Raw genomic sequence first — 13,317 nt, forward strand, 5'->3', positions numbered from 1 at the left:
CCGACGGCCCGTCATCGCCGGCCCGCTGGCCAGCCGTTCGGTAATGTCGCACCATGCACCGTCGCAGAAGCGACCGCCCCCGCGGGCGCCTCGTTCCGCTGCCGCCGTGGTCCCGGGGAACAGCAGGTGACACGGCGGCGGAGACCTCCCGGCACGTGGCGTGGGTCCGCCTGATGATGCTGGTGCCGCTGGTCCCGGCCGGGCTGCAGGCCGGCCGTTCCGTCGCGGCGCTCCCCTTCGGCCTGCTGGCGGCCGGCTATGCGCTGTGGGCGGTAGGCCGCCTGCTGTGGGTGTACCGGTGGCCGGTCACCGATGCGCGCGGCGCGGCGGCCGCACTGGTCGTCGACCTCACGCTGATCACTGCCCTGGCTGCCGTGTCGGGTGGGCGGAACTCAGCCGTGCGCTATGCCTACTTCATGTGGCCGATGGCCACCGTCCTCTGGCAGCTGCCTGTGGTGACCGCGGTCTTCGGCCTCATCTGCGTGGCTGGTTACACCGTGATGTCCGTTCCGGGCCTGCCGACGCATCGCGCCGACTGGACCTGGTCGGTGATGTCGGACCAGACGTACCTGCTGTGGACCGTGCTGGCCTCCGTCGTCATCGCCAAGCTGTTGAACCGCCGCACACAACGGATCGATGACCTGCTCAGATCCCGTGAACTGCTGCTGGAGGACGCCCTCCGGGCGGAGAGCCGCGAGCGCGGCGACCTCGCGGACGCGCTGCACGACGGGCCGGTGCAGACCCTGACGGTCGCGGTGCAGGACCTGGACGAGGTGCCCGAACGGGCCGGTGGCGACCTGCTCACCCGGATCCGTGCGGAGCTGCGCACGACCATCGGGGAGATCCGCGGCATCATCGTCGATCTCCACCCGCAGGCGCTGTCCACGAAGGGCCTGGGGCCGGCCCTCAAAGCCATGGGCCAACGATGCGCCCAGCGCGGCGGGTTCAGCGTGGAGTACGACATCCAGGCACCCACGCCGCTCGCCCACCAGGAACTGCTCTACTCCGTGGCACGTGAGCTGCTGACCAACGTCGTCAAACACGCACGGGCCACCGAGGTCTCCGTGCACCTGCGCACGCAGTGCGGCGAAACGGTGCTCGCCGTGCACGACAACGGCCGGGGATTCACCCCGGCCGTTGCCCAACAGCGGCTGCACGAGGGCCATATCGGCCTGGCGAGCCACTGCGCACGGGTGGAGAGTGCGGGCGGACAGTGGCAGGTGGACAGTGCGCCGGGCGGTCCGACCACGGTCGAGGTGCGACTTCCGTCCTGAGCGACCTGCCCAGCCTCCTCAGGCGGCGTCGGATGCCTCGTCCGCGGACTCCTCGTCGGGTACGACCAGCACCGGGCCCTCCGCGTGCCGCACGCAGTACCGCCCCACCGAGCCACTGATCAAGCGGCTGAGCATGCCCCGTGAGCCGCCGCCGATGACCAGCAGGTCGCCGTCGTGGTCGGCGGCCTGCACCAGCAGCGGACCGACCGGGCCGCGGGCCACCACGGGGGCGCAGCACGGATCGTCCCCCTGCTCGTCGAGGACGCGGTGGCAGATGCCGGCCAGGCGGTGCCGGGCGTCGCTGGCGAGCTCGTGTTCCGTCTCCGCGTCCGGCGGCCAGAGCATGTCGATGTAGTCGCCCTGGGGGGAGGAGTAGATCATCACCGGGCAGAGTTGTGCGTGGTGGCGACGTGCCTCGTCGGCGGCCCGTCGCAGGGCGCGGGAGCTGCCGACCGAGCCGTTGACGCCGACCACCACGCGGCGCACCGCATTCGTCGTGTTCATCATGGGTGATCCTTCCTCATCCCTTTTTCCTCGAATTTCACGATAGTGACGGTTCGCCCCAGGGCGGATCGGCCGAACGGGCCATCGGACGGGTGGCGCCCCCTCCCCCCCCGCCCGGCTTTCGCCCCCCCTCCCCGGTCCAGCTTTTGTGATCTCCATGACCGACGGTTACGTTGTGCTTCAGGTGCTTGTTTCCCGTTTCCGCACCTGACGGGAGTGACGGCATGGAGACCGATTCCGGCAGGCCGGTGACCGTGGTGATCGCCGATGACCATCCCGTCTACCGCCAGGGACTCAGCCGGGGATTCCAGCTCAGCGGGCAGATCGACGTGGTGGCGGAATGTGAGGACGGCGAGTCGGCGCTCCAGGCGGTTCGCGAATTCGGCCCGCAGGTCGCCGTACTCGACTACCGGCTGCCGTCGATGGACGGCATCGCCGTCATCCACGCCATGACCCGCGACGGACTGCCGACCCGAGCGCTCCTGCTGACCGCCACCACGGACAGCGCGGTCGTGTACCAGGCCGTGGAGGAGGGTGCCTACGGCTATCTCGGCAAGGACTCTCCGCGTACCCGGATCGTGGAAGCGGTGCTGAAGGTCGCCCGGGGTGGCCATGTGATCTCGGAGGACGCGTCCGGTGGGCTGGCCGAGGAGATCAGGATGCGGGCCGATCGCGACACGCCCGTCCTCTCCGAGCGCGAGCGGCAGGTGCTGCGCGGCTTCGCCGAGGGCAAGAGCATCCCGCAGGTGGCGGCGGAGCTGTATCTGGGCGCGAGCACGGTCAAGACCCACACCCAGCGGCTGTACGAGAAGCTGGGGGTCTCGGACCGGGCCGCCGCCGTCGCCGAGGCGATGAGGCGGCGCCTGCTGGAGTGACGGCCCGCTCGAAGCGGTCCGTCACCGGCACCGGTCCGGCCTGGAGATGAGCACACGGACCGGCACCGCTACGGTGAAATCATGGCCCCGGCCAAGCAGGCAGCACCGCCGACACGGCAGCCCGGTCGGCCGGACCGGATGCCGTTCGTGCTGGTGACGGCGAGATTCTGGTCGGCCTTGGACCGGTTCGCCATGACGACCGTGCTGGTGGCCGTCGCCGCCGGCTTTCACACCAGGCTGTCCGCGGCGGTCGCGGTGGCCAGCGCCTGTTTCCTGGCGTACGGCTGTCCGCAGCCTGCCTGGGGCATGCTCTCGGACCGGTTCGGCCGGGTCCGGTGACTGCGACCGGCCCTGGCCGGCGCCGTGCTCGGCGGGGCCGTGTCGGTGGCCGCCCCGTCCCTGCCGGTGTTCCTGGTGGCGCGCGCACTGACCGGTGCCTGTTATGGCGGCGTCAATCCCACCTCGGTCACGTATGTGGGCGACATCGTGCCGGCGGACGCGGTCAAGCGCGCGCTGTCGCCGTTCTACGCGGCCGGCGGGATGGGCGTCGCGCCGGTATCGCCCTGGGCGGCGTCATCGTGAGCGCGGCGAGTCGGCGCTCTGTGTTCGTCCTGCCCGCAGTCGCCGCACTGGTCCTGGTCGTCACGACCGGGGCCGACTGTCCACCGTGGTGGTGGCCGCCGCCCTGCTCGCAACACCATCCGGTGTCCGAAGGGCGGTGAACCACGGCCCATCCGATGCCGCCCCCGCCGACTCATCCGGCCACCCAGGACACCCCCTCACCGTGCCCGAACCGCAGACGCCCCGACCCTCCTGCCGAAGGAGGCGCGCCCTCACGTGATGCCGCAACTGAGCCCGTACCGTGGTGCCGTGGTGATCCGTTCGAAGGTTCGCGTGGTGTCGGATACGGTCACCGCCCTGCTGCGGCCCGAGGGACGACCCCGGTACGCCGACGGCGTCGCGGCCGGAGCGGCGTTGGCCGCGCCACTGGTGGTGGGCGCCTGGGCCGGGCATCCGGCCACCGGAGCGTCGGTCGCGATGCCCGCGGTGCTGGTGGCGATGCCCTTCCCGAGCGGTGCGGGCCGAGCCGAACGGGCTCGCTGCCTGGCGGTCCGCACGGTGGGGGTGACCGCGGCCGGAGTCTTCGTCGCCCTGGCGGGCAGCGGGGTGGCGGCCCTGGCGCCGGGGGTGGCGGTGGCGGCGTTCGTCGGCGCGCTGCTGCCCCGGATGGGGACCACCGCCGCCCTCGCCGTGCTGCTGGTGGGCATCACCGGCGACGGTGCGCATCCCCTGGTGCTGCCCGGCCTTGCCCAACTGGTGGGCTGCCTGTGGACGGCCGCCCTGCTGCTGCCGCTCCGCCCGGCCACGACTCCGGGCGGCACGCCGGGCCCGGCGCGTACGACCGGCTCCTCGACCGCCACCGTGCGCCATGCCGGCCGACTGGCGCTGCTCAGCGGGGCCGCCACGGTGGCCACCGGCTGGCAGGGCTCGCTGTGGGGCGAGGGCCACTGGCTGGTCACGTCCCTGCTGTTGACGCTCCAACCCACTCCCGAGGGCACGCGTACCAAGTCCGCGAAGCGGGTGCTGGGCAACAGCGTGGGCGGGGTGGTCGCTGCCGGGCTGCTGCTGGCCCACCCGGGCGCGTACGCGGTGGCGGCCGTGGTGGGCGTCTCCGGCGCCGCGGCCTACGCCTTCCGCCCCGCCAACTATGCCTACTGGGCCCTGGCCTCGCCCGTGCTGCTCCTGCTGCTGAGCGACTTCGACGAGTCGGTGCCCTGGTACGCGGCCGTGGTCCGGGTGGCGCTCAACCTCCTCGGCGGGCTGATCACCGTGCTGGCGCACCGCTGGCTGTGGCCCGCCAACGTCCGAGTGGGTTGACGACGGCCCGAAGCCGGCGTCGCGGCCGAGCTGTTCGGGTCCTCGGCGACACGTCATCGGTGGACACCCCCGTCCACCGATCAGTGGCCCGGCACGTCCACCGACCGGCCCCCCTCGCGTCCGCCTCCCGTCCCTCCGGACGGCCGACACCACGACCCGGGCCCGGCCCCTACGGTGGCGGAAGGGACCGAGGGACCGGTCGACGACCGGATCCGCGTCGAACCCAGGTGAGGAGCTGTTCACCATGGACCGCACAACCACCGTGCTGCGCCGTGCCGTCTCGACCCTGCGGCTGGCGGCGCAGCACCTCGACGACCGGGCCGCCGCCCCGCCACAGGACTACAACTGCCTGCGGGCCGCGGCCATGATCTGGACCGACGAACTGGCCGCGCGCAGCGGAATGAGCGTCCGGCTCGCCGTGGCCCATCCGCGCGGCGCCCAGATCATCCATCATGTGTTCCGGCCCGACAACAGCCCGCAGCGGCTTGCGACCGGTGACGTGCTGCCGCCCGCCTGCGCGGCGGCGCAGGCACTGGCCCTGCCGCACGACGGTCGCTGTGTGTTCGCTCCGAAGCCGGACGCGCACACCGCCGAGTTGGCGACCGTCGTGCCGTGCCCGGAAGCGCCGGAGCGCGCCGTCGCACTGAGCTTGACCGGCCCCGACGACCTGCTGAACCCCGTCCTCGCGGCGTCCATCCGCACTCGCTACCTGCTGTGCCACACCGCGGCGTCGATCCGGGCGAGCCTGGCCGCCGGCACGCCCACCCGGGCCTGACCGCGCCCGCATCACCCGGTCTCGCACGCCAACTCACCGCCAAGGCAGAGCCGTTGACCCGTCCAGCCCCCGCCGCCGACCGCCCGACCCGCCGTCCCCACATCGCCACCCATCCCCACATTCACCCTAAAGAGTGAATAGCGCGTTGCGCCGCATTTCGTGCAGAATCCGTTGTGCAACAGCGATGTTGCGGCCGCGATGGGCCCCCTCACGCCGCCCGCGGGCGGGGAGTCGGGCGGTCGCGCCACCGGACCGCAAGGGGGAAGAACATGCGAAAGATCATCAAGGCCGGCGCGCTGGCGGGTGCCGTGGCGGCGCTCGCCGTGGTCGGAGCGACCGGCGCCGAAGCCGCCCCGGCCGCGGGCAGTCTGCACGGCTGCCCGTCCGGCGCGGTGTGCGTCTACCCGCAGAACGCCGGGTGGAACGGCGACCGTCCGTCGCTCGCCTTCTACAGCTACGGGGCCCACAACCTCCACAACCAGTTCGGGCAGCACTACGTCCTGAACAACCAGACGGACGGCGCGACGGCCCGCACCTGCACCGGCGTCAACGGAACCGGCGACTGCCAGGGCTACCTCGGCGTCGGCTACTACGTGGACAAGGACCTGACGCCGATCAACTCGATCCTCCTGGTCCGCCCGTAGCAACGGCCCGGCGCCACAGGCGTCGTGCGTTCGGGCCGGCTCCCCGGGGGGACCGGCCCGAACTCCGTCCCTGCGCACCCCGGGTCCGATCACGAGGAGCCCGGACGCGCACGGCCCGCCCCGCACCGTCGGCCGTCGAACGGGCCGGCCACCATGCCTGGCTAGACGCCGCGTTCGGCGGTGACGGGCGTCCCGCCGCGCCCGGCCCGCAGCAGTTCCTGGCGCTTGCCCTCCTTGAACATCCTGTGCAGGCGGTAGGAACCGGGCTTGCGCCCCTCGTCCACCAGTTGCTTGACGGTGCCCGCGCAGATGAACTCCTTGAGCTTCGCGCCCGCTCGGCCGCCCAGGTAGTACCTCTTCGCGACGTCCTCCTTGCTGGCGAACTGGAAGATGCCCACCCGACGCCCCAGGCTGATGCACTGGCCGGCGAACCCCACGGTGAGGGTCGCGGGCCGCTCCCCCGCGATCCGGCTGAGCACCGTGTCGGCGGCCTGGGCGCCCAGCGGCCCCGCGGCCTGACAGCTCATCCGGAACGGCAGGTCCGACGGCGCCGCCGAATCCCCGGCCGCGACGATCCGCGCGTCGTCCACGCTGGTCAACGTCTCGTCCGTGAGCAGTCGCCCCAGGGCATCGGTGCTCAGCCCGCTGCGGTCCGCCAGGTCGGGCACGCCGAATCCGGCGGTCCAGATGGTCACCTCGCTCGGCAGCGTGCGGCCGTCACCGAGCCGCACGGCGCCGCGGGTCACCGCCGTCACCTTCGCGTCGGGGCCGTCGACGACCTTCACCCCGAGTCGGGCCAGTCGCCCGGCGACCGAGCGCCGACCGCTGGGGTGCAGGTAGGGGCCGAGGACCCGGCCGCAGACCAGGGTCACGGAGCGGCCGGACTCGGCCAGTTCGGCGGCGGTCTCGATGCCGGTCGGACCGGCGCCGACGACCGTCACCGGGGCCTTCGCGGGCGCGGCGGCGAGGACCGGCCGCAGCCGCCGCGCCTCCTCCAGACTGGCGATCGGGTGGGCGAACTCGGCGGCCCCGGGCACGCGCGGATCGGCGCTGCCACTGCCCACCGCGTAGATCAGGTAGTCGTAGCCGAGCGTGTCGCCGGTCGCCAGCGCCAGGTTGTGCCCGGCCGCGTCGATCCGGGTCACGGTGTCGAGCACCAGGCGTACGCCGTCGGGCAGGATCTCCCGGTAGCCGACGACCGCGTCGTGGTTGCCGGCCACCACCTGGTGCAGGCGGATCCGCTCGACGAAGGTCGGGCGCGGGTTGATCAGCGTCACCGTCACGTCGTTGCGCTGCGTCAGGCGGTTGGCCGCCATGACTCCGGCGTAACCGCCGCCGATCACGACCACCTCGGTGTTCCCGGTCATGGTGTCTCCTTCGTTTCCAGAGTTCCGGCCTCAAGACACCGTGGGGTCGACGACTGTGACAGCATGTGACGCGGCTCACTTCGCGAGCGTGGGCTCGGCCCGCGGGCCCGGTGGGTTCGCACGGTGACGCGACGCACCGCACACGGCGAACCGAGGCGGCACCGCCAGCCGCTCTCGTCGTCGGCCCCGCGAACTACGAAGAGCGGGCCGACCACCGCTGAGGGCCAGTCGGTGGGCCAGGTCGGTGGTGCTCGCGGGTTCCGCGAGCTGGGTGAGGATGCGGGCGCTGGTGCGGCCGAGCAGGTCTGCCAGGTCGGTGCGTGGGGCGGATGTCTGGGTGTGCCAGACCGTGGCGAGGCCGCGAGCGGGCTACCAGATGCGGGGTGGCAGGTCGAGATCGACGAGGGTGACGGCGTGGTCGCAGAACAGGGGGGTGAGCGTGACGCCGCGCCCGTCCACGGCGAGGTCGTGGTGTTCGGCGGGGAAGGCGTCGACGGCCAGGGTGCCGATGCCCTACTGCCAGGTCAGATGCGGGTCGATGTCCGCGAACAGGGCGGCCGCGCCGCCGTCGGCGAGGCGCCGGGCCCGGTGGAGGATTGTCGGCGCGCAGCACCGCGTGCATGCGTGGCCAGTACGGTGCGATCACGAGGAGCCAGTAGGTGTGCAGGGCGTCGGCGATACGCGTCAGCAGGCCGTCGGGGTCCGTGCGGGCCTCCTGGAGCAGCGGGTGCAGGGGGCGGCCGTCGGCGGCTTGGAGCAGCTCGCTCGTCACGCGGTCGGGCGGCGTCGAGCGGAGGACGGCGAATTCGTCGTCGATGTCGGTGCTGGGCGCCGGCGGATGAGGCGTGAGGAAGTCGGCGATCAGCCGGCTGGGCCCGACCGGTGCCTGCAGCAGGGGCCAGTCGAGGTGCCTGAGGAGCGGGGCGGACTGCCGGAGGAGGGGCTGATGGGCGGCGAAGCGGACCGGGCTCCGCCAGGCACGCAGGCTCTGGACCGTCTCTTGGAGGGGGAGCACGCGAAGCGGACGGAGGCCAGGCCGTCCAGATCGAGCCGGAGTACCAACATTCGGCCAAGATTAAATCCCTCGTCCGACGGGCGATCGCCCTGGTGGGATCGAGGGCATGACTGCTTCTGCTGCCGGGGCAAGTCCGGCCACGGCGACGGACGACCGCATCGGCATCGGCTACCGTCGGGGGCGGCAACCGGACCCGCGTCTGGCCGCGTTGATCCGCGGTGCCCTGGCCGGGGCGCGTACGGTCGTCAACGCCGGTGCGGTTGCCGGTTCCTACGAGCCGATGGACGCGGAGGTGACCGCGGTGGACCCCTCGCAGGTCATGCTCGACCAGCATCCTGGCTCGCGGAAAGTTCTGGCGGGCGCCGAGGAACTCCCCTTCGAGGACGGTGCGTTCGACGCCGCGATGGCGGTGACGACGGTGATGACGGTGCACCACTGGCCCGATCTGCGCCGTGGGCTGAGCGAACTGCGGCGGGTCGCCGGCCGTCAGGTCGTCTTCACCTGGGACCCGACGCATCTCCGGGAGTTGTGGCTGCTGGAGGAGTACCTGCCGGAGATCCGGCAGTTCGAACACGTCCGCTTCACCCCGCTGTCCGAGGTGGTCGAGGCGCTCGACGCGCACACGGTGCTGACCTTCGCCATCCCGCACGACTTCACCGACGGGTTCCAGATCGCCTACTGGCGCCGCCCGGAGCGCTACCTCGCCCCTGCCGTCCGACGCGCCAGCTCGACCTTCGCCCAACTCCCGCCGTCCGGCGTGGAACCGCAGCACGGCACGGACAGAGCGGCGGTCCCCGCGTCCGGCGCACCTGACACACCCGGCGCCACCGCGCCGGTCTCCTCCTCCTGACGGGAAAGGTGTTCATGGCAGTCATGACGTTGTCCACGGCGTTCACCACGTTGTTCGGTGTGCCGCACCCGATCGCACTGGCTCCGATGGGCGGATCGGCCGGCGGTGAGCTGACGGCGGCCGTCTCGCGCGGCGGCGGGCTCGGGTTGTTGGGCGCCGGGGGCGGGGAGTCGGAGTGGTTGGCGCGCGAGCTGCCGATCGCGGCCGGGGCCGGGAAGCCCTGGGGTGTCGGCTTCCAGACCTGGGCGACCAGCGTCGCGGCGATCGAGCAGGCACTGGAGTACGGCCCCCGAGCGGTGATGTTCTCCTTCGGGGATCCGACCCCCTACGTCGAGCGTGTCCGAGCGGCCGGTGCGGCGGTGCTGTTGCAGGTCACCGACCTGGAGGAGGCCAGGCAGGCGGTGGACCTGGGCGCCGACGTCATCGTGGCGCAGGGCACCGAGAGCGGTGGGCACGGCGCTCGGCACGGGCGGTCCACGCTGCCCTTCGTGCCGGTCGTGGTGGATCTGGCGAACGGCGTGCCGGTACTGGCGGCCGGCGGGATCGCGGACGGCCGCGGCGTGGCCGCCGCACTGGTCCTCGGCGCCGCCGGGGCGCTCATCGGCACCCGCTTCCAGGCAACGGCCGAGGCGCTGGTCGACCCCTCGATCGCCGAGGCACTGGTCCGGGGACGCGGGCAGGACACGGAACGCAACCGCATCCTCGACATCGCCCGCAGCTCCCGCTGGCCCTCGAAGTACACGGCTCGCACACTGGGTCACCCGCACCTCGACCAATGGCGGGGCCGGGAAGCGGAACTCGCGGCGGACCCGGCGGCGGCCCGCCTCGCCTACCAGGACGATGTCACGCGCGGCGCCGTGACCCCCTTGCCCGTCTGGGCGAGCGAGGCCATCGACCTCGTCACCGACCTGCCGCCGGCGGCCGATCTCGTCCCCGCCCTGGCCGCCGAGGCGGGTAGGGCCCTGGCCCGGGCAGGACGCCCCTGACCGGAGCTGTGACATTGTCTCGACGTGGGCCTAGGACGAGGGATCCACGACACATACCTGGGAGCGGTACAGGCGCAGGACGCTTCCCGAATTCACATGCCGGGCCGACTGCGATCTGTTAGCAATTGAGGATGGAACCCGATCGCGTCACCGATGAACGGCTACACGGTGTGCTCGCCGAACTCATGCGCAGGGAACCACTGTTCCACAGGCCGGAGTTCGGGACGACGCGGGCCGATTTCGAGGCCATGACGGCGCCCGACTTCTGGGAAACGGGTGCCTCAGGGCAACGCTACAGCCGCGCGTATGTTCTCGATGTCCTTGAGGAGCGCGCTCAGGAGCCACCCGTCGAGGAGTGGGAGACCTCCGAGTTCCATTGCCGGGAGTTGGCCGCCGATCTCTATCTCCTGACGTACACCCTGGTGCTCAACGGGCGGAGAACTCGCAGGTCAACGATCTGGCAGCAGGCGAGCGACGGGTGGCGCACCGTCTACCATCAGGGCACCCTCGTCCAAGACGCATGACGGGCGAGGGTTTCCCTCAATTCCCAGTAGCCACAACAGAATATGACGCCATATCAAAACCACCTACGCCTCCGCGTCCGCCGCTCCCGGAATTCCGATTATGTCTGCTCATTGCCGGGTATTGATGCGGACATCGGGCTGCCGAGCCCCCGCATGAGGGGCTGCGAGCGGCCGCCACTCGTTGGACATGTGACGCTGTTGATGCAGGGCTGTCGCTGTGGGGTGGGGGCGGTAAGTGCGTTGGACGTCAAAGGTGTGCACCATGCTTATGGGCGTCGCGTGGTGCTGCGCGGGATCGATATCAGCCTTCGGCGGGGCGTGGTGGCCGGCATCGTGGGCGAGAACGGCGCGGGCAAGTCGACTCTGTTGAAGATCCTCGCCGGTGAGCTGCGTCCGCAGCGCGGCGTCGTCGTCCACCGCGGCCGCTTCGGGTACTGCCCGCAGGACGCGGTCCTCAACGACGCCCTCACCGTCCGTCAGCACCTGAAGTTCTTCATGACCGCCTTCGACCTCCCGGATCTGTGCCGCGCCGAGGGCCTCATGGAGGTGCTGCGGTTCTCCGAGTACGCCGACGAACGCGCCGGAGTGCTCAGCGGCGGCACCCGCCAGAAGCTGAACCTCACCCTCGCCCTGATGCACGATCCCCAGGTGCTCCTGCTGGACGAGCCCTACCAGGGCTTCGACTGGGACACCTACCGGCGGTTCTGGGACCTCGCGGCCGGGCTGCGCGAGGCCGGCCGGTCCGTGTTGGTCGTGTCCCACCTCGCCTACGACACCGGTCGCCTCGACGAGCTGTGGTACCTGGAGGGCGGAGTGCTGCGCCCGCGGGCGGAGGCGGCGGCATGAGGCGGCACCTGACCTTCTTCGTGACGGCTGCCCGGTACGACCTGATCGTCCACGCCCGCAACCGGTTCGCCATGTTCCTGGTCGTCCTCTACGTCCCGGCATGGGTGACCCTCGCCCACGCGGCACTGCCCGACAAACCCGCGCCCATCCGACTCAACTCCACCGGCGAGTTCCTCTCCCCGCCCGGCGACCAGCTCTCCCAGATCACCGGCGCCCTCAACGCCGTCACCCTGATCGCCGGGTTCATGATGTTCGCCGCCACCTTCAACGGTGGACGGTTCGACCGACGACTGGCCATGGCAGGCCATCCGCGCATCCACCTCGCCCTGGCCAAGACCACCTCGCTGGCGCTCGCCTGCGCTGCCGTGTCGGTCTACGCCACCGCCGTCACCTGCGCGGCCTGGATCCCGCGCCAGCCGGCGCTGCTGGCCACCGCGCTGTTCTGCGACGCCATGACCTACGGCGCGCTCGGCGTGCTCTTCGGGTGCGTACTGCGACGGGAGGTCGAGGGCATGTTCGCGATGGTGATGACCAGCGTCATCGACGTCGCGCTGCAGAACCCCATCGCCAACACCGGCGCCAACAGCCCGCTGGTCCGGCTGCTGCCGTCCTACGGGAGCATGCAGGCCGCCGCCGGTGCGGGGTTCACGAACGGCGCGATGACGAGTTGCCTGGCCGCCCAGGCGCTGTGGTTCGCCGGTGCCGCGCTGCTGGCCCTGCTGGCGTTCCACCGCCGCACCCGCAGCGCCTTCCCGAGGACCCGGCGCCCTCGGACACCGACCCGCCGCCGGCCGGCACACGGTACGCGATGAGCACACTTCCCGGCCTGCGCCGGGCGGAGACGAGTTGAGGGGAGGGCCCTGCGGTGCTGTTGCGACGATGGCTCGACGCGGCGGGGATCCATGACCCGGTCCTGCGGCAGTGCTACACGGTGTGCATCCGTGACATCCACAAGTGTGATGAGGGGAGGGCGGGTTGGTGGGCGCTGCGGGCGGTGCCGGCGGTCCTCCGGCCGCACGTCGCGGCGCTGGTCGTCCACGGGTACAAGGCCGACGCGTGCGCCGACACCGGGCCCGTCGAGGAGCGGGCGCGTCGCCTGGACGCGTACGGCACGGCGGCTCTCACCGCGATCGAGTCGGGCAGTGCCGCCGACCCGGTGCTGCATGCCATGGCACACACCTTCCGCGCCTTCGACCTGCCCAGATCGCTGGCCGAGGACATGCTCGCCGCGATGCACCACGAGATCGAGATGCGCCAACCCGCGACGTATGCGGAATGGCGGCACTGGGCGACGGGGATCGCCGGCACTCCGAGCGTCGTGCTCATGCTTGTCCTGCGGTCCGACCGCATCGGCCCCTGGGAACCGTTGGTGCGTGAGCTCGGCGAGCTGTTCCAACTGACCGACGTGCTCTGCGACCTGGCCGACGATCTGGCCGACCGGCGGCTGTACCTGCCGGCGGACGACCTCGACCGGTTCGGCGTCCGCGCCCAGGACCTCCTGGCCGGACACTGGACACCGGCCACGGCGGAACTCATCGCCTTCGAGGCCGATCGCGTCCGACGCCGACTCCCCGCCCTGGTCACCGCCTTGGACGAGAGTCCCGCCAGTGCCTGGGCCGACGCCATGGGCCGGCACTGCACGCTGCTGCTGGGCCTCGTGCGCGCCGCCGGCGCCGACCTGCTGCACCGGCCCGTACGCCCGCCCGTCTCCGCGCTGTTCGACGTGTGGCAGCGCCAGTGGCGCACCGTCATCCCCTGCTGAAACCCGAAAGGCCCCGC

General features: G+C 71.7%; 15 protein-coding genes. 13 read left to right on the plus strand and 2 right to left on the minus strand.

The annotated features are described in order from the left end of the window. Positions 1–53: 53 nt before the first annotated feature. Positions 54–1,274, plus strand: a complete 1,221-nt coding sequence (locus MOV08_RS02330; RefSeq protein WP_275305950.1) for a sensor histidine kinase — start codon at positions 54–56, stop codon at positions 1,272–1,274. A gap of 18 nt (positions 1,275–1,292) precedes the next feature. On the opposite strand, the gene MOV08_RS02335 is transcribed toward MOV08_RS02330, so the two are convergent. Beyond that, complete coding sequence (locus MOV08_RS02335; protein ID WP_275305951.1) at positions 1,293–1,781, minus strand: universal stress protein; 489 nt, start codon at positions 1,779–1,781, stop codon at positions 1,293–1,295. 221 nt (positions 1,782–2,002) lie between these two features. Between MOV08_RS02335 and MOV08_RS02340 the strand changes: the two genes are divergently transcribed. From MOV08_RS02340 to MOV08_RS02365, 6 genes are all read left to right on the plus strand, one after another. Next, positions 2,003–2,653 carry a response regulator transcription factor gene (locus MOV08_RS02340; protein WP_039629079.1) on the plus strand — a complete coding sequence of 217 codons (651 nt, stop codon included), beginning with the start codon at positions 2,003–2,005 and terminating at the stop codon, positions 2,651–2,653. Between the two features lie 81 nt (positions 2,654–2,734). Then, a complete protein-coding gene (locus MOV08_RS02345; protein ID WP_275305952.1) occupies positions 2,735–2,992 on the plus strand; it encodes a hypothetical protein in 258 nt (85 codons plus the stop codon). Positions 2,993–3,016: 24 nt separating this feature from the next. Beyond that, on the plus strand, positions 3,017–3,235 hold the full coding sequence (locus MOV08_RS02350) for a hypothetical protein (protein ID WP_338057128.1): 219 nt from the start codon (positions 3,017–3,019) through the stop codon (positions 3,233–3,235). A 315-nt stretch (positions 3,236–3,550) separates the two neighbouring features. Further along, positions 3,551–4,531 carry an FUSC family protein gene (locus MOV08_RS02355; RefSeq protein ID WP_275305954.1) on the plus strand — a complete coding sequence of 327 codons (981 nt, stop codon included), beginning with the start codon at positions 3,551–3,553 and terminating at the stop codon, positions 4,529–4,531. A gap of 244 nt (positions 4,532–4,775) precedes the next feature. Beyond that, positions 4,776–5,306, plus strand: a complete 531-nt coding sequence (locus MOV08_RS02360) for a hypothetical protein (protein ID WP_039629084.1) — start codon at positions 4,776–4,778, stop codon at positions 5,304–5,306. A 269-nt stretch (positions 5,307–5,575) separates the two neighbouring features. Then, positions 5,576–5,950 (plus strand): hypothetical protein, encoded by a 375-nt coding sequence (locus tag MOV08_RS02365; protein WP_039629086.1) that lies wholly within the window; start codon positions 5,576–5,578, stop codon positions 5,948–5,950. A gap of 161 nt (positions 5,951–6,111) precedes the next feature. Here MOV08_RS02365 and MOV08_RS02370 read toward each other — a convergent pair whose 3' ends face one another. Continuing rightward, a complete protein-coding gene (locus MOV08_RS02370; RefSeq protein ID WP_275305955.1) occupies positions 6,112–7,317 on the minus strand; it encodes an NAD(P)/FAD-dependent oxidoreductase in 1,206 nt (401 codons plus the stop codon). Between the two features lie 1,121 nt (positions 7,318–8,438). On the opposite strand from MOV08_RS02370, the gene MOV08_RS02375 reads away from it, so the two are divergent. From MOV08_RS02375 to MOV08_RS02400, 6 genes are all read left to right on the plus strand, one after another. Next, on the plus strand, positions 8,439–9,182 hold the full coding sequence (locus tag MOV08_RS02375) for a class I SAM-dependent methyltransferase (RefSeq protein WP_275305956.1): 744 nt from the start codon (positions 8,439–8,441) through the stop codon (positions 9,180–9,182). 23 nt (positions 9,183–9,205) lie between these two features. Continuing rightward, entirely contained in the window at positions 9,206–10,168 is a 963-nt protein-coding gene (locus MOV08_RS02380) for a nitronate monooxygenase (protein ID WP_275305957.1), read from the plus strand. A 131-nt stretch (positions 10,169–10,299) separates the two neighbouring features. After that, positions 10,300–10,692 carry a nuclear transport factor 2 family protein gene (locus tag MOV08_RS02385; RefSeq protein ID WP_275305958.1) on the plus strand — a complete coding sequence of 131 codons (393 nt, stop codon included), beginning with the start codon at positions 10,300–10,302 and terminating at the stop codon, positions 10,690–10,692. A gap of 240 nt (positions 10,693–10,932) precedes the next feature. Continuing rightward, positions 10,933–11,538 (plus strand): ATP-binding cassette domain-containing protein, encoded by a 606-nt coding sequence (locus MOV08_RS02390; protein WP_275305959.1) that lies wholly within the window; start codon positions 10,933–10,935, stop codon positions 11,536–11,538. Beyond that, entirely contained in the window at positions 11,535–12,350 is an 816-nt protein-coding gene (locus MOV08_RS02395) for an ABC transporter permease (RefSeq protein WP_275305960.1), read from the plus strand. Before MOV08_RS02390 ends, MOV08_RS02395 begins: the two co-directional genes overlap by 4 nt. A 53-nt stretch (positions 12,351–12,403) precedes the next feature. Then, positions 12,404–13,300, plus strand: coding sequence for a phytoene/squalene synthase family protein (locus MOV08_RS02400; RefSeq protein WP_275305961.1), 897 nt, complete (start codon positions 12,404–12,406; stop codon positions 13,298–13,300). Positions 13,301–13,317: the final 17 nt, after the last annotated feature.

It is taken from the genome of Streptomyces yunnanensis (assembly GCF_029011865.1).
Classification (GTDB): Bacteria; Actinomycetota; Actinomycetes; order Streptomycetales; family Streptomycetaceae; genus Streptomyces; species Streptomyces yunnanensis.